The organism is Bacteroides sp. AR29, assembly GCF_900217715.1.
In the GTDB taxonomy this organism is placed as follows: Bacteria; Bacteroidota; Bacteroidia; order Bacteroidales; family Bacteroidaceae; genus Bacteroides; species Bacteroides uniformis.
Genome location: NZ_OBMS01000025.1, coordinates 22650 through 42833, shown reverse-complemented (window position 1 = coordinate 42833; position 20184 = coordinate 22650). Strand labels below are relative to the sequence as shown.

Genomic DNA, 20184 nt, shown 5'->3' with positions numbered 1-20184 from the left:
AAGGGCACTATGACTACGAACGAATTCAAGGAATATGTAAAGACGCGTCAAGCGCTTGATACGGAGGAGATACATCGCTTTATGGACAAAATGAGCAATGAAGCCAGACGCATCACTTTCCGGCTGAACACGGCATATCATACACCGGACGAGGTACGTGGGTTACTCTCCGAATTGTTCGGTTATCAAGTCCCGTCATCGTTCCGGGTATTCCCACCGTTCTATACCGATTTCGGGAAGAATATTACAGTGGGCGAAGGCGTATTTATTAATGCCTGCTGTCATTTTCAGGACCATGGTGGTGTGATAATCGGTGACGGATGCCAAATCGGGCATAATGTAGTCTTTGCAACGCTCAATCATGGTTTGCCTCCGGAAGAACGCCAAACTACCTATCCGGCACCGATTGTATTGGGTAGGAATGTCTGGGTAGGTTCTAATGCGACGATTCTTCCAGGAATGACAATCGGTGACAATGCTGTGGTGGGAGCTGGAGCGGTTGTGACGAAAGATGTGGAAGCGAATACAATAGTAGGCGGTGTCCCCGCGAAATTGATAAAGAGAATAGAGTAATAATTATAACATTGAAAACAAGATGAGAATAATATCAAATACAGCATTCGGTGGAGAAAGACCTTTGTTTGAATCACATGACTTACGTTTGGAGAATGTAATTATCCATGCCGGAGAATCAGCCATCAAGGAATGCAGCAACATCGAAGCTGTCAATTGTCGATTCGAAGGGAATTACCCCTTCTGGCATGTTCACGGGTTTGTAATCGACCGTTGTTTTTTCGATGTCGGCGGGCGTTCGGCACTGTGGTATTCCGACCATCTGAAAATGACCGATACGCGTATCGACGCACCCAAAATGTTCCGCGAGATGCACGACATCGAAATTGAGAATGTAGAGATGAACGATGCCGATGAAGTATTCTGGCGTTGCCAGAATCTGAACATCAGAAATCTGAAGTTGCATGGAGGAACTTATCCGTTCATGTTCAGTAGCGACATCCGCATAGACGGATTGGAGAGCGACAGCAAATACGTTTTCCAGTATGTGAAGAATGTAGAGTTGCGCAATGCCAAAGTCACTACAAAGGATGCTTTCTGGGAGGTGGAGAATGTGACAATCTACGATTCCGAACTCAATGGCGAATATCTCGGCTGGCATTCGCACAATCTCCGGTTGGTGAACTGCCATATAACCGGTGAGCAACCGCTCTGCTATGCCCACGACCTCGTATTGGAGAATTGTACCTTTGGTCCCGACTGCGACCGGGCTTTCGAATACAGTTCGGTGCAGGCAACCATCAAGGGGGCGATAGGTGGGGTGAAGAATCCACGGACAGGCAGTATCACTGCCGAAAGCTATGGGGAAATCATTCTCGATGAAAATATAAAGGCACCTGCCGACTGTGAGTTGAAGCTTTGGGACGAGAAAACTTGTTTCACCGACTGATGCCTTTGCAAATAGCCTGATGGGAATAAAAAAGGGAAAGACCGATTACTTGTTGTCGCTTATCCGCGAAGGGAAGAGTATGACGCTGGGGCAGCAGTTACGCCTGACTGCATACCTCAGTGTCCCTGCTATTATGGCGCAGGTGTCCTCCATCGCCATGCAGTATATCGATGCTTCGATGGTTGGTAGCCTGGGTGCGAATGCAGCGGCTTCCATCGGATTGGTTTCAACCACGACATGGCTGTTCTGGGGATTGTGTGCCGCCGCTGCAACGGGATTTTCTGTCCAAGTGGCACACCGGATTGGGGCCGGAGATTTTGCAGGAGCGAAAAAAATACTCCGCCAATCGGTTACGGCTACACTTGTTTTCAGTTCTTTGTTGGCGGTTGTCGGCATTTCTATCAGTGGTGTGCTTCCCGGCTGGCTGGGTGGTGATGAAATGATACGGAGCGATTCATCCTTCTATTTCCGGATATTTTCACTTTTCTTACCCGCCTTGCAGTTGAATTTCCTTGCGGGCGGCATGTTGCGGTGTAGTGGGAATATGCGTGTACCCAGTATGCTAAATGTACTGATGTGTTTTTGGGATGTCGTGTTCAACTTCTTCCTTATTTTCCCGACACGGCAGGTAGACTGGTGGGGATGGGAGTTCATCGTTCCCGGCGTAGGTTTAGGTGTGGAAGGTGCGGTATTGGGAACCGTGTTGGCCGAACTTATCACTGCCGGTGGGATGATGTGGTATCTTTGCCGTCGCTCGTCCATGTTGAGACTATCCGGGGGGCAGGGCAGTTTTCTTCCCCGGAAAGAGACGCTGCGCCAGGCTGTCCGCATCTCCCTGCCAATGGGATTCGAGCATATTGCCATTTGCGGAGCGCAGATTATGACGACGGTTATCGTCGCACCGCTCGGCATCGTCGCCATTGCCGCCAACTCATTTGCCATCATCGCTGAAAGCCTTTGTTATATGCCCGGCTACGGTATATCGGAGGCTGCCACGACGTTGGTAGGCCAGAGTCTTGGAGCAAACCGTATCCGGTTACTCAAGCGTTTTGCCAACATTACCGTTTGGTCAGGGATGCTGATTATGGGAGTCATGGGAGTGCTGATGTATGTGGCGGCCCCTCAGATCATCGGAGTGATGACGCCTGTGGAGGAAATCCGCATGTTGGGAATCGGGATTCTGCGGATAGAAGCTTTTGCGGAGCCGATGTTTGCGGCATCTATCGTCGCCTACGGTGTATTTGTGGGTGCGGGCAATACATTTGTTCCCAGTCTGATGAATTTTGGCAGTATCTGGGGTGTCCGGCTGACACTGGCAGCATGGCTTGCCCCTACGATGGGGCTACGGGGCGTATGGCTTGCCATGTGTATTGAGCTTTGTTTCCGGGGAGCGATTTTTCTTGTCAGGCTTTGGAGTGGTAACTGGATTTATAAGTTGCGAATAAAAAGATAAATTATGAAATACGATTTCGATACAATCATCCCGCGTCGCGGGACGAATTCTTATAAATGGGATACTCCCGAAGAGGAGAATGTACTGCCCATGTGGGTGGCAGATATGGATTTCCGTACAGCACCCGCTATTATCGATGCCTTACAAAAGCGGGTGGCGCACGGTATTTTCGGTTATACAAAAGTACCCGAAGCCTATTATGATGCGGTCGTCCGGTGGTTCGATGACCGGCATCGCTGGCAGGTTGATTCCCGGTGGATTATCTATACGAGTGGTGTCGTGCCGGCTCTGTCAGCCATTATCAAAGCCTTGGCCATGCCGGGTGATAAAGTCATCGTTCAGACTCCTGCCTATAATTGTTTCTACTCATCTATCCGTAATGACGGATGCGAGTTGTTTGCCAATAATCTCGTTTATCAGGATGGCCGCTACGTAATCGACTTTGCCGATCTTGAAAGGAAAGCTTCCGATCCGAAAGCAAAAATCCTGCTGCTGTGCAATCCTCACAATCCGGTCGGACGGGTCTGGACTCCGGAAGAACTGCAGCATATAGGTGATATTTGTTTACGGAATGAGGTGTTTGTCGTGGCGGATGAGATTCATTGTGAACTGACTTACGAAGGATATGACTACACACCCTTTGCCTCCTTGTCCGAACGCTTTTTGCAAAATTCCGTCACTTGCGTTTCGCCGAGTAAGGCGTTCAACCTTGCCGGGTTGCAAATCGCCAATATCATCGCAGCCGATGAAGAGGTGCGCCGCCGTATTGACAGAACCATTAACATCAACGAGGTATGCGACGTCAATCCGTTCGGCGTAATCGCCACAATGGCAGCTTACAACGAAGGTGGGGAATGGCTCGATGCCTTGCGGAAATATCTGCGGGGGAATTACGAATACCTCTGCTGCTTTTTCAAGGAACGGTTACCACAATATCCCGTGCTGCCACTCGAAGGAACTTATTTGGTTTGGATAGACTGCCGTGCTTCCGGTATCAGCTCAGATGTTGTCGCCTTGCGTTTGCAAGAACAACAGCATCTGATGGTCAATTCCGGTACGATGTACGGTCCCGGTGGAGAGGGCTTTATCCGGCTGAATATCGCTTGTCCCCGGGCTCTGCTTGCTGATGGACTGGAACGGATGGCCCGTTTATTCTATCGTGAAGTCTTCTGATTTAAATCCGCTGTAATACCTACCGGAGAAGGCGGTGAACTTCAGGACACAATAATCGGGATCAGTCACTCCTTCGGGATAGTACATAGTGTCGCCTTCCTGCCATATCATTTCCTTACTGGTGCTGTCCGTCAGTATCTCCATCGTGCCGCGCAGCATTACGCCCTTGAAGAAGCGTGTGTTGCAGACGTAAAGGCATGCCCGGTTATTTTTGAGAAATTGCGAAACGCGCATCGACGAGGTGTTCGTTGATAGGTAAATGTGTTTGAGCCCTTCCCTTTTGCGGGTTTGCAACATGGCCTTGATGTTGGGAAAGCCTTCGGCATCCACCGAACCGACAAAGATGGTTTTTTCCTTGTCAATCATGTTTCCTACTGTTTTTTCTGCATCTCTCATTGTTTGTTTTTTTTATGGGTTATTGTTTCAAGGGCAAAGATAGCCGGTAAGTGGAACTTTTGTACAATAAAAAAGAAGGAGGATATGTCACTTTTCACGGTTTCTCCATTTTCCGGTAGGCGAGGGGAGTATACCCTATACATTGTCGGAAACTACGTACAAAGTAGGAGACGGTTGAGAAATGGAGTTCGGAGGCTATTTCTGAAATGGGGAGGTCGGTGTAGGTGAGCAGACGCTGGGCTTCGTCTGTAACCTTGTTGAGTATGTACTGCTTGGCGTTGATGTTTATGGCCGAAGAGAGGATTTCGTTCAGATAGTTGGGAGTGATGCATAGTTTATCGGCATAGAATTGTACAGAATGCTGCTCCCGGAAGTGCTCCCCAACCAATTCGAAGAATCGGCTGAGGTGGAAGCTGCTGATATCTTTATGTGGCTCCTTACCCGTCTCCGGAGGGATAGAGGTGCGGTAGGCACGGTTGAGTAGCATGAGGACTTCGTAAAGTAAGGCGCGTAATATGCCCGTATCGTGTGGGTGGAAAGAGTCGATTTCGACCTTTATGTCGTGCAGAAGTTGGAGTATTCGTGCATAGAGCCCGTTCGGCAGTTGGAGTTTGTCTACCATTTTTCCCATTCGGAAGAACGGGAGGTGCTGCACGAATAGTGGGTCTTTGAAGAAAGAGGTCAAAAAGGTATCCTCAAAAATTAGAGCATGACCGTTGCCGATACGGTCTGTGTCCCAACTGCGCACCTCACCTGGTTTGGAGAAGAATACATCACCGGGAGCTGCCAAGTGTGTCCGGTTACCGATAGTGAATTCTCCTTCTCCTTCTGTGATGAAGGTGATGTCATAGTAGGTCAGAATATGTACTTTTCCCTGGGTCAAGAATTTCCGGGTATACTGCAAATCAACGACATCTATCAGAAGTTCGCTTCCGTACTTAGTTTTGTAGAAATTGTATCGTGGGATGGCATTTTTCATGGCTTAACATTGTATGATGGCAGTAAAGTTAGAGAAAAAGCTGCTCCGTACAATAGCGAATAGGAAAATGTTGGGTAAAGACCGGGAGTTTTGTTTATCTTTGCACCCGCAATTATCAATCGCCTTGCAACGATTGTCTGGAATTATCATATTATGAAACAGAAACGAATACCATTGGTGGGCAGACAATACCTTGTGCCCTTCATTTTGATTACCTCTCTTTTCTTTTTGTGGGGATTTGCCCATGCCATTCTGAATGTACTGAACAAGCACTTTCAAGAGATACTGGATATCACGAAGACACATTCGGCCTTTATACAGATGACGATGTATATGGGATACTTCATTATGGCCATTCCTGCAGGATTTTTCATCAGTCGCTTCGGATACCGCCGGGGTGTGGTATTCGGTCTGTTGCTTTACGGCGTCGGTTCGCTGCTCTTTATCCCCGGGCAGCATTATCTGTCTTTTAATCTTTTCTTGTTTGCATTGTTCGTGATAGGCTGTGGACTGACGTTTCTTGAAACTGCCGCCAATCCTTATGCCACAGAATTGGGCGCAAAGGAAACTGCTGCCAGCCGGCTGAATTTCGCGCAATCCTTCAACGGTCTGGGATGTATCTGTGCACCGGTACTGGCTGGACTGCTGCTCTTCTCGAAGGATGGGCAGACGGGCTCGGGTAATGTCGCATTGCCCTATATCTGCATGGGGGTAATTGTGTTGCTGGTAGCGTTGGTCTTTTCAAGAATCAAGTTGCCCGAGATTGAACATAGTGTGGAGGTGGACGAAGCTGGTAATAAGGTCGGATTGTGGTCACACCGGCTTTTCATTTTCGGGCTGATAGCCTTGTTTGCCTATGAGGTCGGCGAGATTTCCATCAACAGCTTCTTCATCAACTACGTGGTGGAGCAGAATTGGATGAATGCCCGCGAAGCTTCCGTAGTGCTTTCTTTCGGTGGACTGGGATTATTTATGTTAGGACGTTTTGCCGGTAGCTGGATTATGGGACGTGTGCGTGCCGAGAAGATGTTGCTGGTTTGTGCTACGGGCACTGTGATGACTACCTTGTTGGTGTTGCTGGATGTAGGAATGGTGTCGCTTGCAGCTCTGTTGTGCGGATATGCATTTGAGGCTATTATGTTTCCCACGATTTTTGCACTTTCCTTGCGCGGGCTGGGCAACCATACCAAGAGGGCTTCCTCTTTCCTGATGATGTCTCCCGTGGGAGGCGTGGTAGGTCCGCTGTTGATGGGACTGGTGGCAGACCATACGACGATGGTGTGGGCGTTCATCGTACCGCTGGTTGCCTATTGCGTGGTGTGGGCATATGCCCGCAAGATGGTGTCCGTCTCTACCGCTTCTTCAATATAGAAGGAAGCCTGCGACTCCGGCAAGGATTATCAGTAAGATAGGGTGGAGGTTCCACTTCCACGTCACGCCGAAAGCGGCTGCAAAGATAAGTATGCTTTTGTAATCTATGAAATTTTCCTTGTTCATCAGCAATAGGGCAGCAGCAGCTATCAATGATACGGACATGGGCAGCAGTCCCGACATTGCCGCCTTGATGTATTTGTTGTCCTTGCATTTCACGAAGAAGTAAGAGATGAGCAATACCAGGATGAACGAGGGAAGACATACTGCAATGGTGGTCACGACAGCTCCCCACACGCTTTGAGTAACTGCATAGCCCACATAGGTGGCACTGTTGATGCCTATCGGACCAGGCGTCATCTGCGAGATGGCCACTACGTCCGTGAATTGTTGCAGGGTGAGCCAGTGATGGTGGTCCACCACCTCATATTGGATGAGGGACAACATGGCGTAACCGCCTCCGAAACCGAACATTCCGATTTTTAGATATACCAATATCAGCTGCCAATAAATCATATCTGTAATTTTCTCAGTTTATCTTTTAACCATAATGTATAGAGCATTCCTCCTGCAATTCCTGCAAGGACAATGTATACGGGGGATAGCCCGAATTGCCAGATGAGTATGGTGGCGATGGCTGGAAGCACCAGTTGCCAATACTTCAGCTTCAGTGCCCGTGCAGCCGAAATGCAGGGTATCACAATCAGTGCGACTACTGCCGGACGGATACCGTTAAAGATGCGTATCATCACCTGGTTGTCCTGAAAATGAGCGAAGAACATGGCTATCAGCATCATGATGACAAAAGAGGGGAGGATTGTGGCAAGTGCACACACCAGGCTACCTTTTACTTTATGCAGCTTGTAGCCGACGAATATGGATATATTGACAGCAAAAACACCGGGAAGTGACTGGGTCAACGCAAACATTTCCATGAAATCTTCTTTACTCATCCATCTCTTTTTTACGATTTCCCGTTCAATGAGAGGTATCATAGCGTATCCGCCACCGATAGTGAACATTCCTATCTTGGCAAAGGTCATAAAAAGCAGTAAATATTTCATTATTTCTCTTCGGGTGACTTTCTTTTGCAAAGAAACCCAAATTAATCAACATATACAAATTAGGGGGATAATATTTATTTATTAATATTTTATATTACAGGGCTATATTCTTAAATCTATTTAAAAGGAGAATATTCCGTCGTAAATAAGCTTTATCTTTAACACGTAATTACAAATAATATAAATGTAGATATGATACAGATAGTGCAATTACATGGTACGGATAAAAAGCTGTACGAGCTTGTAGCCCCTTTGGTTATGAGCCCGGAAGTGCTGAAACAGAACTACAATTACCCTTTCCGGACATCGGAAGAGTACGAGTGGTTTGTTGCTCTGGATAATAAACATGTTGTAGGTTTTGTGCCGGTGGAGCACAAGAAGTATGAATGTGTCATCAACAACTATTATATTAAGGAAAGGAATGTTGACACGCTAAAATTGCTTCTGGAAAAGGTACTTGAGAAGCAGGGCGAGGAGAGTAGTCTGACGGCTGTTAGCTTTGTTGAAGATAGGGATGTCTTCAGCGAGCTGGGCTTTTTGGAAGACAAGGTATGGACCCGTTATGTGAAAATGAAGAAAAACAGATAATTATGGCTACACCCAAAAATGTGTATGAACTGGCGCAAGAACGTCTTGATGTGATTTTTAGGGAATTTGACACGATATGCGTCTCTTTTTCGGGAGGAAAAGATAGTGGAGTGTTGCTGAATTTGTGCATAGACTATATCCGCCGGAACCGGCTGAACCGTAAACTGTGTGTATTCCATATGGACTATGAGATACAGTACAGCATGACCATTGATTATGTGGACCGGGTATTGGAGGCGAATAAGGATATATTGGAGGTGTATCGTGTTTGTGTGCCTTTCCGTGTAACGACTTGTACGTCGATGTACCAGAGTTACTGGCGTCCGTGGCAGGAGGATTTGGAGGACATTTGGGTAAGGAAGATGCCGAAAGGCTGCCTCACTAAAGAGACGTTTCCTTTCTACACTCCCGAAATGTGGGATTATGAGTTCCAGATGCACTTTGCCAAATGGCTGCATGAGAAGAAGGATGGAGTGCGTGCCTGCTTTCTCATAGGCATCCGTACGCAAGAGAGTTTTAACCGCTGGCGCAGCATCCATCTGAACCGGAAGTATCAGATGTACCACAATTACCGCTGGACCTCGAAGATAGGCAATGACATTTTCAATGCTTATCCCATTTATGATTGGAAGACGACGGATATCTGGACAGCCAATGGCAAATTCGGCTTTGACTATAACCATTTGTATGACCTATATTATAAAGCCGGAGTCAATATCGAACGCCAGCGTGTGGCAAGCCCTTTTCTTTGTGAGGCACAAGAGAGCCTGAAGCTGTATCGTGTCATCGACCCGAATACTTGGGGAAGAATGATAGGGCGGGTCAACGGGGTGAACTTTACCGGTATTTACGGAGGGACGCGTGCTATGGGGTGGCAGACGGTCCGACTGCCCGAAGGGTATACGTGGAAAGGCTTTATGCAGTTCCTGCTTTCCACCTTGCCGGAAGAGACCCGGAGGAACTACTTGAAAAAGCTTACCGTCAGCATTGAATTCTGGCGTACAAAAGGGGGGTGTCTGGCTGACGAGACCATCCAGAAGCTGAGGGATGCAGGAGTGTCCATTGAAGTGATAAATATCACGAATTACAAGACAAACAAGAAGCCGGTGCGCATGGATTATCTGGATGATATTGACATCGCGGAATTCCGGGAAATTCCCACTTATAAGCGGATGTGCATATGCATCCTGAAGAATGACCATGCCTGCAAGTACATGGGTTTTGCCTTGAACAAGGAAGAGGCATACAAAAGAGACAAGATAATGGAACAATTCAAAAATATGATGTTATGAGCGTAGATAAAAGTCCGGTATATAACGTAAGGGCAATTCCAATAGAGAAAATACAAGCAAACGATTACAATCCGAATGTAGTGGCACCGCCCGAAATGAAGCTTCTGGAGCTTTCCATCTGGGAAGATGGTTTCACCATGCCTTGTGTCTGTTACTATGATGAGGAAGAGGATAACTACATCCTGGTGGACGGTTACCACCGTTATCAGGTGTTGAAGACATCCAAAAGAATTTATCAGCGCGAAAACGGGTTGCTTCCCGTGGTCGTGATTGACAAGGAACTTTCCAACCGTATGGCGTCCACTATCCGTCATAATCGTGCCCGTGGTACGCATAATATCGAGTTGATGTGCCATATTGTTGCGGAATTGGACAGAGCCGGTATGTCTGATGAATGGATAATGAAGAATATCGGAATGGATCGCGACGAAGTGTTGCGTTTAAAGCAAATTTCGGGTCTGGCAGACTTGTTTGCGAACAAGAACTTCAGCATTCCGGATAAGAAAGAAGAGTATGTGGCGGATAAATAAATGAATATTTCAGGGGTGGATTTTTTAATCTGCCTCTTTATATTCATTAACAAGTGAAATATTTCGTTGCAAACTTGCATAATTTAGTCAAATCGCCTACATTTGTCAGCATCAAAACAAACAGAATAGGTCCTATGTGCTTTAAGGCACTATAAAAAACATTACATGAAGAAAATTTTGGTTAGTGGCGGTGCTGGTTTTATAGGTTCTCATCTTTGTACCCGATTGATAAACGACGGGCATCAGGTGATTTGTCTGGATAATCTTTTCACCGGTTCGGAAGGAAATATCACTCATCTGAAGAGCAATCCCCGCTTTGAATTTGTACTGCATGATGTGGAAACCCCTTATGAGGCAGATGTGGACGAAATCTATAATCTGGCTTGTCCTGCTTCTCCCATCCACTACCAATATGATGCCATTAAAACCATCAAGACTTCTGTATTGGGCGCCATCAATATGCTGGGACTGGCCAAAAAGACGAATGCCAAGATATTGCAGGCTTCTACCAGCGAAGTGTACGGTGACCCCGTTATTCATCCCCAAGTGGAAAGTTATTGGGGAAATGTAAATCCAATTGGCCTCCGTTCTTGTTATGATGAAGGGAAGCGTTGTGCCGAGACATTGTTTATGGACTATCACCGCCAGAATGGAGTGCGGATCAAGATTATCCGTATATTCAATACGTACGGTCCTCGGATGTTGCCGAATGACGGACGGGTGGTTTCCAATTTCGTGGTTCAAGCATTGCAGAACCAGGATATTACAATATACGGTTCGGGTAATCAGACGCGAAGTTTCCAATATGTAGATGACTGTATAGAAGGTATGGTGCGGATGATGAACACGGAGGACGATTTTATCGGTCCGGTAAACTTGGGAAATCCGAATGAATTCTCCATATTGGAACTGGCGGAAAAGGTCATTAGGCTGACGAATTCCAAGTCGAAACTGATTTTCAAGCCACTGCCTCATGATGATCCCAAACAGCGTCAGCCGGACATCACTCTGGCAAAGGAAAAGTTGGGCTGGGAACCGACTATAGAGCTGGAAGAGGGTTTACAGTATATAATAGAGTATTTTAAGGAATATCGTTCCTAACTAAATAGTAATTTTGATAACGGGAAAAACAATATAGAAAGATGAACATGGAAATAAATCCTTCCGAATACAAGATTCTCATCGTTGACGATGTGATGTCAAACGTTTTATTGTTGAAAGTGCTTTTGACAAATGAGAAATTCGCGATTGCTACTGCAAGTAACGGGCGGCAAGCGTTGGAACAGGTGGAAAAGGAAAATCCTGATTTGGTTTTGCTTGACGTAATGATGCCGGACATGAGTGGTTTTGAAGTAGCTCAACATTTAAAGTCAAATCCGAATACAGCTGATATTCCAATCATCTTTCTGACCGCACTGAATAGTACGGCAGATATTGTGAAGGGGTTTCAGGTTGGCGCGAATGACTTCATCTCTAAGCCTTTCAATAAGGAGGAATTGATTATCCGTGTTACCCACCAAATATCTTTGGTAGCTGCCAAACGGTTGATTTTGAGTAAGACGGAAGAACTGCAACGTACTATTGCCGGGCGTGACAAGCTTTATTCGGTGATTGCCCATGACTTACGTTCTCCGATGGGATCCATCAAAATGGTGCTGAATATGCTGATATTGAACTTGCCATCTGAGAAAATTGGCGCCGAAATGTACGAGCTTCTGACGATGGCTAATCAGACTACGGAGGATGTGTTTTCATTGCTGGATAACCTGCTGAAATGGACAAAGAGTCAAATCGGTAAGTTGAACGTGGTTTATCAGGATGTGGACCTCGTCGAAGTGACAGACGGTGTCATTGAGATTTTCAGTATGGTGGCAAGCCTGAAGAAGATAAGAATCCGCGAGATGAAACCGGAAAAAATGATGGTCAACGCTGATATTGACATGCTGAAGACAGTGGTCCGTAACTTGTTGAGTAATGCCATTAAGTTCAGTAAGGAGAACTCAGAGGTACTGGTGAAGATGGAGGAAGTAGATGGTATGGCAGTTGTCAGCGTCCAGGATTATGGCTGTGGCATCAGCGAGGAGGGGCAGAAGAAGTTGTTGCATACTGATACGCATTTCAGCACGTTCGGCACGAACAACGAAGAAGGCTCGGGACTGGGCTTGTTGCTATGCAAGGATTTTGTCGTGAAGAATGGCGGTAAACTGTGGTTTACTTCCAAGGAAGGCGAAGGCTCCATATTCAGCTTCTCTATTCCGGTGAAGAAGTGATAACGAAGAAAATAGAACGGATGGTCCGTTGAAGTAAAACAGACCATCCGTCAGACTCAAATAGACCGTCTGTTACGGTCGTGCAGACCATCTGTTTCTTATGAACGGATGGTCTGTTTTTTTATCTCTTACACAGACTGCGGAAATCGCAATATTCACATTTCCGGGTATCCTCTGTTTGGCTGAATGTTTCTTCTTGGCTGAATATCTCCTGCAGGAGTCCGTGCAGCCGTTCGCGAAACTCGTCTTCGAAGAAAGCGAAGTTGTTGACCGGTACCTTGGGTTGTCGCGGCGCTCCCATTTCGATGACCGGGGAGTAGCTTTCGGAAGCTGCCCGGTGGATGTAGAGCAGGGAAGGGGCTACCTTCAGCGATTGCTTGCGGCAGAGGATGGCGGCGTACAGAAACGTCTGGAAAATATAGTTGGGACGGTTGTCGGCGGGAGTAAACAGTTGTTCTATATTTTCAGGAGTCTTGGGAGTACCGCCTGTCTTGTAGTCCACGATACGTAGCGTGTCTCCTTTGCTGTCCAGGCGGTCGATGGTACCGCCTATCTGTAAGGCAAGCTTTCCTTGCGGAGTATCTATTTCCATCATTTCTCTGACGTCCTGTTCCATACCCTCCATACGGAACGGGGCATATTGCAGGTCATTGCGCAGAAGCTGGCGCAGGTAAGAGGCAATGACTTTGGAATGGATAAGCTGCGTACCGTTATATTCCGGTTGCTCCGTAAGGGGCACATGGAAGAACTTTTCTTTAAAAGCATTGTCCACATAGGCTTGCAGGCGGACATCGTCTTTCAGTAACTGTTCCAGGTCTTCTTTACGTATTTCCCGTCCGTTGGTTGTCAGTTCGTTGTACACCAGTTCGGCAGAACGGTGGAAGATGGTGCCGAAGAGGGCGGAGTCTATTTCGGCGCTTACTTCATCGAGAGCCTTCAGGCCGGCTACGTATCGGTAGTAGAATTTCAGCCGGCAGTCCAGATAGGCATTGAGGGCGGAGGGGGAGAAGAACGCTTTGGGACGTCGGTGGATGTTGTAGGCGTCGAACATCTGTTGCAACATCTCCGGTGTCTTGTGAATCTCAATTTCCAGGGCTTGTTGTGGAGATTGTCCGGCTTCAAGGTACTCAAGGGAGATGTTGTGCGGCGACTCTACCAGGAATTGCAGCATGAAGCGGGACATCTCCCCGCGGTTCAGTCCGTCCGAAGAGATGTTATATAATAAGGTGACGTTTTCTGCCCGTTGGATGAGGCGGTAGAAGTAGTAGGCATAGACGGCATTCTTGTGTTCTATGGTGGTCATGCCGAAGGCCTTCCTCAGGTTGTAGGGAATGAAGGAGGAGTCGCCTCCGGCTTTGGGCAATTGCCCTTCGTTGAGGGAGAGCATGATGAGGTTGCGGAAATCGAGGTTACGCGTTTCCAGCACCCCCATTACTTGCATGCCGATGGCGGGTTCTCCGTGGAAGGGAATGTTGGCAGAGGTAAGCAAGCGGTTCAGCAGTCGCTTCAGCGTGTCTGTGCGCACACTACTCAATTCGCCGGTCTCTATCAGGCTGAGCAGGCGGTTGACGAGGGTGTAGCTTTTGAACAGAGACTCGCGGTACAGCTGGTTGAAGATGTCTTCCACGTCTTTTTCCTGGCGGTAGAGGACGGCCACTTCGCGAAGCAGTTCGGTGAGGTAGCTGCATAGGGCGGCGATGCCGTTCTGTGGTGTAAAGACTTGTTCAAGGAATGCGTCCTGCTTCAGCTCCGAGGGAAGGGGATAGAAGCGGTTGTCCCGGGTAAGCTGTTTTTCCAGTGTTTCGGCATTGGGGGAAAGTTGCCGGGTGTAAGGGTGTTTCAGCAGCGTGATTACGGTTTCGTAGATGTATCGTCCGGTACCTGCATGGTAGCCGGTAGTCTGTAGCTCTACAAGGGCGTTGATAAAACTGTACACCGGAGTTTGGGCAAGGGGAAATCCCATTGTGATGTTGACGTTCTTTACCTCTGCCGGAATGGAGTGGAGGACGGGAAGCAGTAGGGATTCGTTGCAAAGGACAACGGCAGTGTCTTTGAATGAAGAAGGGGTTCTTAATTCTTCATTCCCCCTAATCCATTGCGGCAAGTAGCGGGCTTGTGCATTTTCGGTAGAAGCGGAGATAAAGCGTACGTTCTTGGGTTTCCGCAGTACATCAAAAGAAGTTTCGGGCAGTTGGTTGGGAAACAGCTTTAGGTTGCGGAGGATGAATTCGCCTGCTTCGTGGGTATAGGGCGGCTTTTGCTCAAGGGGAAGACGGGTGTAGAACACGTCGTAATCCCAATAGAACATTGCTTTCCCGGCATCCTGCAAGAGCTGGAAGAAACGGGTTTCTACTCTATTCAGCACGTTGAAGCCGACAAATACATAGCGGTCGTAGCGCAGTCGGTCGGTGTCGAGTTGCTCCATGACATTGCGGTACATCATGCCTTCGTAGGCGATGCCCAGTTCTGTAAGATTGCGGCGGTAGTGGCGGTAGATGTCGCCCAGTTTATCCCAGAGGGAGATGAATTTGGCTTTCAGCTCCGTGCGCTTTTCTATGGAAAAGTTCTGGAAGAACTGGCGGATGGCTTCTTCTTGTTCTTGGTCGAGGAAGTCGTAATCGTCCATAATGTTCTTCAGTTCTTGCAGGTTGCTGAAGAGTTTGTCGGCATCTACAAGGTTTTTGTCTACGTCATCGAAATCGCTGATGAGCAGTTCTCCCCAGAAGTAGAAGTCATCCAGAGTTTCTTCGCTGCGGGTCTCTTCGCAGAACACCTTATACAGTTCGCATACCAGGCGGATAGGGTCGCCGGACTTCAATGGAGAGAGTTGCCGGAACAGTTCGCTGATGCTGACGTAGGCAGGCGACCACAAAGGGCGGTCCGTTTCAGTTGCCAGATATTCGTTGAAGAACAGACTGGCACGTTTGTTGGGGAAAACGATGGCGGTGCGCGAGAGGTCGTTTCCTATTTTGGCGTAAAGGTCGCGGGCGACCAGTTGGAGGAATGTTTCCATGATTTAGTTGATAATTGATAATTAATAGTGGATGGGGAGTGAGTTATACCGGTTCTATGTTGTTCTCCTCTACATACCACAAGTAACCCCGTATATTTTCTGCGACATACCCCATGCGGACCAGCAGTTGCATGTATCCCTGCACCTGCTTGTTGTACTTCTTGTTTGGCTTTCCGAACTTGAAGTCCACCACTACGATTTCTTCGCCACGCATCATCACGCGGTCCGGGCGGCGTGTCCGCAGTTCACCGTTTTCCTGCCAGATGATGTCGCATTCATTGAATAGCTGCCACGTTCCTGAATACCAGTCCTTGACTTGAGGCAGGGAGAAAGCGCGTTGGGTGAGATTGCGTATTTCTTCTTCCGTCTCACTCCGTCCAATCACACCTTCAAAGACGAGCTGGCTGATGGCATTGTCAATGTCTTTTTCCGTTTCGATGGCAGAGAATAGGGTATGCAGCAAACGTCCCCGGTTGATGAAGCGCTGGCTGGACTCTGCTTCGTCCACTCCTGCTATGAAGTCTGCCGAACGGTTGGATTGCCGGAACTCGATGTCGTGGAGCATGCTCTCCATGTGGACGGGCAGTTTGACCGGCTTTTGCGAAAGTCTGTTGACTGGTTGCTGTTCGTAAACCTCAGGTTTACGTTCGCAGTATAGAGGTTTCTGTTCGTAGTATAGAGGTTTAGCTTCGTCGTTAGCAGGGTTGTCTGCGTCATGCTGTGAGACGGGGACGGGGGAAGGGCAAATCTTGCCGTTCTCATATATGGAAGCCTCTTCGTCCCAACTGCCTGCTCCGTCTTTGGCTATGTGGGGCAGGGTGTTGGCAAGGAGTTCGGATATGGTTCCTTTCTGTTCCTTCCGGCTCCAGAGGATGAGGTTCTTGCCGGCACGGGTAAAGGCCACGTACAGCAGATTCAAATTGTCTACCCACAGCTGAAGACGTTCGTGCAGATAGTCCTGCCGGTATATGGATTCCGCCATGGTGGTGGAATAGTTCACCGGTACTAAGCTGATGGCATTATAAGGCTCTTCCGGTGGGGCGCACCACACCAGCTGGTTGTTGGTTTCGTTCTCCAGCTTCCAGTCGCAGAAGGGAATCAGTACGGTATGGAATTCCAGTCCTTTGGACTTGTGGATGGAGAGGATGCGTATGCCGTCCATCTCACCGCTGGGGATGGTTTTGCTGCAAAGGGTTTCGTCCCAGTAGCGGATGAAGCTGGCCAGTTCGGAAGAATTGCTTTGCAGATACTCCGTCACAGCATCGAAGAAGGAGAAGAGGTAGGCATCCTGCTTTTCAATGCGGCTCATGCCGAAGATGCTGAACAGTTCTTCCAGTAACTCATACAAAGGCATCAAGCGCAGCGTTTCCCGTCGGGAGGTAAAGGTTTCGGGCAGGGGAGTGGCTATGATGAATCCCGACTGCTCGTCATTTGTCATTTGTAATTTGTAATTCTCCATCAGCGCAGCCTCCGCAATCTTGTTCTCCGGATTCGATAGGCAGCGCAGGGCATCCATCAGCATGCAGATGGCAAGGGAGGCATCCAGACGGAAAGCTTCGTCGGACACGACAGAAAGATGCAGTTCTTTGTCAAAATAGTCGGCTATCGGCGGGATATTCTTGTTCTTGCGGACAAGGATGGTGATATCATTCAGTGTTACGCCCTCTTCCAGCAGCCGTTGCACCTCTTCTCCTAAAGCGAGAAGGGTCTGCTCTGTATAGTTGTGTTCATCGTCCGGTTCCAGGAAGGTGGCTTTTACGTAGCCGTACTCCGTGCTCTTGGGCGATTCCTGCACTACGTCGGCATAAGCGCGTTTCAGGGGTAGGCAATCCTCTTTCAGTTCGTTTAGGTGTAATGCATTGAGGTAGTCTATGGCAGCGGTAAATACCTGGTTGTTGAAACGGATAATGTTGGTTTCGCTACGCCGGTTTGTTTTTAGGGTTTCCACACGGACGGGGAAGGAGTTTAAGTTTAATTCTTTATTTCCCAAGCTGTTCAGTATTCCCCAGTCCCCGTTCCGCCAGCGGTAGATGGACTGCTTCACATCTCCCACAATCAGACTGTCGGCTCCTTGCGAAAGTCCTTCGAGCAACAGCAGACGGAAGTTGTCCCATTGCATGCGGCTGGTGTCCTGGAATTCGTCAATCATGACGTTGCGTATGTTGGCGCCGATTTTCTCGAAGACGAACGAAGAGTCACCCTCGCGCACCAATTTGTGCAGCAGGGCGTTGGTGTCCGAAAGTAGAAAGCGGTTATGTTCTCGGTTCAGTGTACGTACCTCTTCGTCAATATGGTTGAGGAGTTGTAGTTTGTTGAGATGCTGGAGCGAGAGACGGCAACTGTTCAGGGTGCGGTTGCGTTGCGGACGCATTCTTTCGGCTTCCTGCAGTAGAGGTATCAGGCTGGTTTTTGCCAGACAGATGATGTCGTCCTTTCGTGAGGATGTTTTCGTTGCCCAGTTTTTTGCATCTGCCAGGCTGTTTTGCAGGGTGGCGTTCAGCACATCTTTGTCAGACAGTCTGCCGTCGCGCAGTTTGCGGAAGTAACTGCCGATGCCTCGGGCACCTCCTTTCAAGTCTTCGGGAGTGAGGGCATGCCCTTCCAGTTCGCCTTCAAACTGGTCGTAGAAACTTTTCATCTGTTCCAGAGCCTCGGTTTCCATATCGCGCAGCACATCCCGGTAGAGTTTCAACGTGTTCGGAGTACGAAGGCATTGCCGTAGTTTTTCGCCGCGTTCTATGTAGCTTTCATCGAAGATGTTTCGTCCGAAACTTTTCACCTCATTCGATACGTTCCAGCGTTTGTCGTCGCGGATGCGCTCGTCGATGTAGTCCAGCAGCCATGCCAGCACGGGAGAAGTGGGGGTAAGCTTCTCGATGAGGCTGTCTACGGCATCACTCAGCACTTCACTGTTGTTCAGCTCTATGTTCAGGTTAGGACTCAGTTCCAGTTCGCGGGCAAGGTTGCGCATCACAGATTGAAAAAAGGAGTCGATGGTTTCCACGCGGAAACGGCTGTAGTCATGCAGCATGTATTGCAGTGCCATGCCGGCCCGTTGACGAATCTCCCCGTCCGTCAATCCGTCCCCGCCTTCTTCTTTAATTTTTAATTTATAATTTTTAATTCTCTCCAAGTATGCTTCGGAAGAAGGTGCTCCCTTCCAGATACCGTAAAGCTGTGTCAGTATGCGCTCCTTCATCTCTGCCGTAGCCTTGTTGGTGAAGGTTACGGCAAGTATCTGCCGGTAGGCGCGTGGATTGATTATCAAATGCTTGATGTATTCCACAGCCAGCGTAAAGGTCTTGCCTGAGCCGGCAGAGGCTTTGTATACTAATAATTCCATGTAAATTGCTGCATTGAGTATGTATCTGCAAACGTACACAAAAATAATGAGAAAAATAAATGCTTCCCTGCTTTCTCTTATAGAAAGAAGTGGGAAGCATCCATTATTGAGGGGCTATGTGTAGGGGCTGTGCTACATTACCGGCGTCTGGAAAAGAAATACAAATCCTTTGCTGTCTTTCAAATCCTTTATGGCATCTCCGGCATAGATTTCTCCGTTTGTCAGTGAGAGTTTCTTGATTCCTGCATTCGGGCTAAAATCGATTTTCTTCAGGTCGAGCCAGAACAAGTTAGGGGTCAGTGTGGACTCAAAATAATATACTTTGTTCTTCTGGTCGGATACAGAACGCCAACGGGTGGAGGAGATATGGGGCTTGTCCGGTGTGGTGATACCGAACGGTACAGAAACATTGCGCATTACGCTCAATACACTGGGTACAGCAATCTTTGCATCCGCTGTTTGCGGAATGGCATTGATGTAGAACGATGCGCGTACAAAGCGGTCACTGGAGCGGTTGGTTCCCGGCAACATATTCAGTCCGCCTACCTCTTTCCAATAGTCGTTGATAGCCAGCTGGAGTTCATATTTGGGAGAGTTGGTCATTACTTGATACTGCTTGCCTTCATGTATCTCAAGGTTTCCGTCTATGTATTCCAGGATAGCCGTGTTTCCGGTTTCATCTGTGATGGCCAGATGCAGGGTGGAAGCGGCTCCGTTGGGCAGGTCTGGTGCATCAATGCGGAAGGATTCTTTTTTCAGTTCATCCACAGCTTCGCGTACGGTTGCAAAATTGTCGAGTACGTATTGCGTCCAGATACTGATGCCCATAATCGGGCGGTTGTCTCCCGGGCGGTGGTAAACGGACTCCGGAAGGAAGAGCAGGCTGGCAACCAGACCTTTCTCGTTCATACCGTCGCAGGTACCTATGTCATAACCGGCGGCAATGACGCTACCGTACTTGGAAGTCCAGTTCACTGTATTCCCTTTGTTGTAGCCTGCCCTTTGCATGCCTCGTGGGAATACATAGATGTTACTCATAAGGTCTTCTTTCCAGTCCATCGTACGTCCTGTAATGACTGTATTGTCAGGACCGATGTAGGTGGCTCGGGTACACGCTTCTGTTTGTTGCACACTCATGGAGGCTATGGCAGCCAGTGCAACAGCTATTGTCTTTATTGGTTTATTCATCTCGCTTTTGTCTTTATGAATTAATACTCTGTTTCATAGAATAACAAAAGGAGGGGAGTATA

General features: G+C 48.1%; 17 protein-coding genes. 10 read left to right on the top strand and 7 right to left on the bottom strand.

Annotated features, from left to right (window positions below):
• The first annotated feature begins 9 nt into the window (after nt 1–9).
• Genes CSD97_RS15280 through CSD97_RS15265 form a run of 4 tightly spaced genes read left to right on the top strand, consistent with a single transcriptional unit; the run spans nt 10 to nt 4088 of the window.
• Nucleotides 10–573 (top strand): sugar O-acetyltransferase, encoded by a 564-nt coding sequence (locus tag CSD97_RS15280; RefSeq protein WP_005825403.1) that lies wholly within the window; start codon nt 10–12, stop codon nt 571–573.
• Nucleotides 574–595: 22 nt separating this feature from the next.
• Nucleotides 596–1462 (top strand): DUF3737 family protein, encoded by an 867-nt coding sequence (locus CSD97_RS15275; protein ID WP_008663303.1) that lies wholly within the window; start codon nt 596–598, stop codon nt 1460–1462.
• A 19-nt stretch (nt 1463–1481) separates the two neighbouring features.
• The gene (locus tag CSD97_RS15270; RefSeq protein WP_005825399.1) at nt 1482–2915 is read left to right on the top strand and encodes an MATE family efflux transporter; all 1434 of its coding nucleotides are present in this window, start codon (nt 1482–1484) and stop codon (nt 2913–2915) included.
• Nucleotides 2916–2918: 3 nt separating this feature from the next.
• Nucleotides 2919–4088, top strand: coding sequence for a MalY/PatB family protein (locus CSD97_RS15265; RefSeq protein WP_098032641.1), 1170 nt, complete (start codon nt 2919–2921; stop codon nt 4086–4088).
• On the opposite strand, the gene CSD97_RS15260 is transcribed toward CSD97_RS15265, so the two are convergent.
• Both CSD97_RS15260 and CSD97_RS15255 read right to left on the bottom strand, forming a co-directional pair.
• Nucleotides 4065–4484: a pyridoxamine 5'-phosphate oxidase family protein gene (locus CSD97_RS15260; RefSeq protein ID WP_008663307.1), complete on the bottom strand. Its 420-nt coding sequence runs from the start codon at nt 4482–4484 to the stop codon at nt 4065–4067. The two genes, CSD97_RS15265 and CSD97_RS15260, sit on opposite strands and share 24 nt — an antisense overlap.
• A 94-nt stretch (nt 4485–4578) precedes the next feature.
• Complete coding sequence (locus CSD97_RS15255; RefSeq protein WP_005836553.1) at nt 4579–5463, bottom strand: AraC family transcriptional regulator; 885 nt, start codon at nt 5461–5463, stop codon at nt 4579–4581.
• A 153-nt stretch (nt 5464–5616) separates the two neighbouring features.
• Between CSD97_RS15255 and CSD97_RS15250 the strand changes: the two genes are divergently transcribed.
• Nucleotides 5617–6834, top strand: a complete 1218-nt coding sequence (locus tag CSD97_RS15250) for a sugar MFS transporter (RefSeq protein WP_005825389.1) — start codon at nt 5617–5619, stop codon at nt 6832–6834.
• Here the strand turns inward: CSD97_RS15250 and CSD97_RS15245 are convergent.
• Both CSD97_RS15245 and CSD97_RS15240 read right to left on the bottom strand, forming a co-directional pair.
• Entirely contained in the window at nt 6826–7350 is a 525-nt protein-coding gene (locus CSD97_RS15245; protein WP_005825387.1) for a chromate transporter, read from the bottom strand. The two genes, CSD97_RS15250 and CSD97_RS15245, sit on opposite strands and share 9 nt — an antisense overlap.
• Nucleotides 7347–7898 carry a chromate transporter gene (locus CSD97_RS15240; protein WP_005825383.1) on the bottom strand — a complete coding sequence of 184 codons (552 nt, stop codon included), beginning with the start codon at nt 7896–7898 and terminating at the stop codon, nt 7347–7349. The genes CSD97_RS15245 and CSD97_RS15240 overlap by 4 nt, the downstream gene beginning before the upstream one ends.
• A 192-nt stretch (nt 7899–8090) precedes the next feature.
• Here CSD97_RS15240 and CSD97_RS15235 point away from each other — a divergent pair, with 192 nt between their 5' ends.
• From CSD97_RS15235 to CSD97_RS15215, 5 genes are all read left to right on the top strand, one after another.
• Nucleotides 8091–8486 carry a hypothetical protein gene (locus CSD97_RS15235; RefSeq protein ID WP_005825381.1) on the top strand — a complete coding sequence of 132 codons (396 nt, stop codon included), beginning with the start codon at nt 8091–8093 and terminating at the stop codon, nt 8484–8486.
• A 2-nt stretch (nt 8487–8488) separates the two neighbouring features.
• On the top strand, nt 8489–9778 hold the full coding sequence (locus CSD97_RS15230) for a DUF3440 domain-containing protein (RefSeq protein WP_005836560.1): 1290 nt from the start codon (nt 8489–8491) through the stop codon (nt 9776–9778).
• The gene (locus CSD97_RS15225; RefSeq protein WP_005825377.1) at nt 9775–10308 is read left to right on the top strand and encodes a ParB/RepB/Spo0J family partition protein; all 534 of its coding nucleotides are present in this window, start codon (nt 9775–9777) and stop codon (nt 10306–10308) included. Before CSD97_RS15230 ends, CSD97_RS15225 begins: the two co-directional genes overlap by 4 nt.
• Before the next feature lie 165 nt (nt 10309–10473).
• Complete coding sequence (locus CSD97_RS15220; protein WP_005825375.1) at nt 10474–11409, top strand: UDP-glucuronic acid decarboxylase family protein; 936 nt, start codon at nt 10474–10476, stop codon at nt 11407–11409.
• Nucleotides 11410–11450: 41 nt separating this feature from the next.
• Nucleotides 11451–12578: a response regulator gene (locus CSD97_RS15215; protein ID WP_005836562.1), complete on the top strand. Its 1128-nt coding sequence runs from the start codon at nt 11451–11453 to the stop codon at nt 12576–12578.
• A gap of 121 nt (nt 12579–12699) precedes the next feature.
• On the opposite strand, the gene CSD97_RS15210 is transcribed toward CSD97_RS15215, so the two are convergent.
• From CSD97_RS15210 to CSD97_RS15200, 3 genes are all read right to left on the bottom strand, one after another.
• Nucleotides 12700–15591, bottom strand: a complete 2892-nt coding sequence (locus CSD97_RS15210; RefSeq protein ID WP_098032640.1) for a PD-(D/E)XK nuclease family protein — start codon at nt 15589–15591, stop codon at nt 12700–12702.
• A 43-nt stretch (nt 15592–15634) separates the two neighbouring features.
• Complete coding sequence (locus CSD97_RS15205) at nt 15635–18973, bottom strand: UvrD-helicase domain-containing protein (RefSeq protein ID WP_334312402.1); 3339 nt, start codon at nt 18971–18973, stop codon at nt 15635–15637.
• 93 nt (nt 18974–19066) lie between these two features.
• Nucleotides 19067–20122, bottom strand: a complete 1056-nt coding sequence (locus CSD97_RS15200; RefSeq protein ID WP_044467629.1) for a linear amide C-N hydrolase — start codon at nt 20120–20122, stop codon at nt 19067–19069.
• Nucleotides 20123–20184 lie beyond the last annotated feature (62 nt).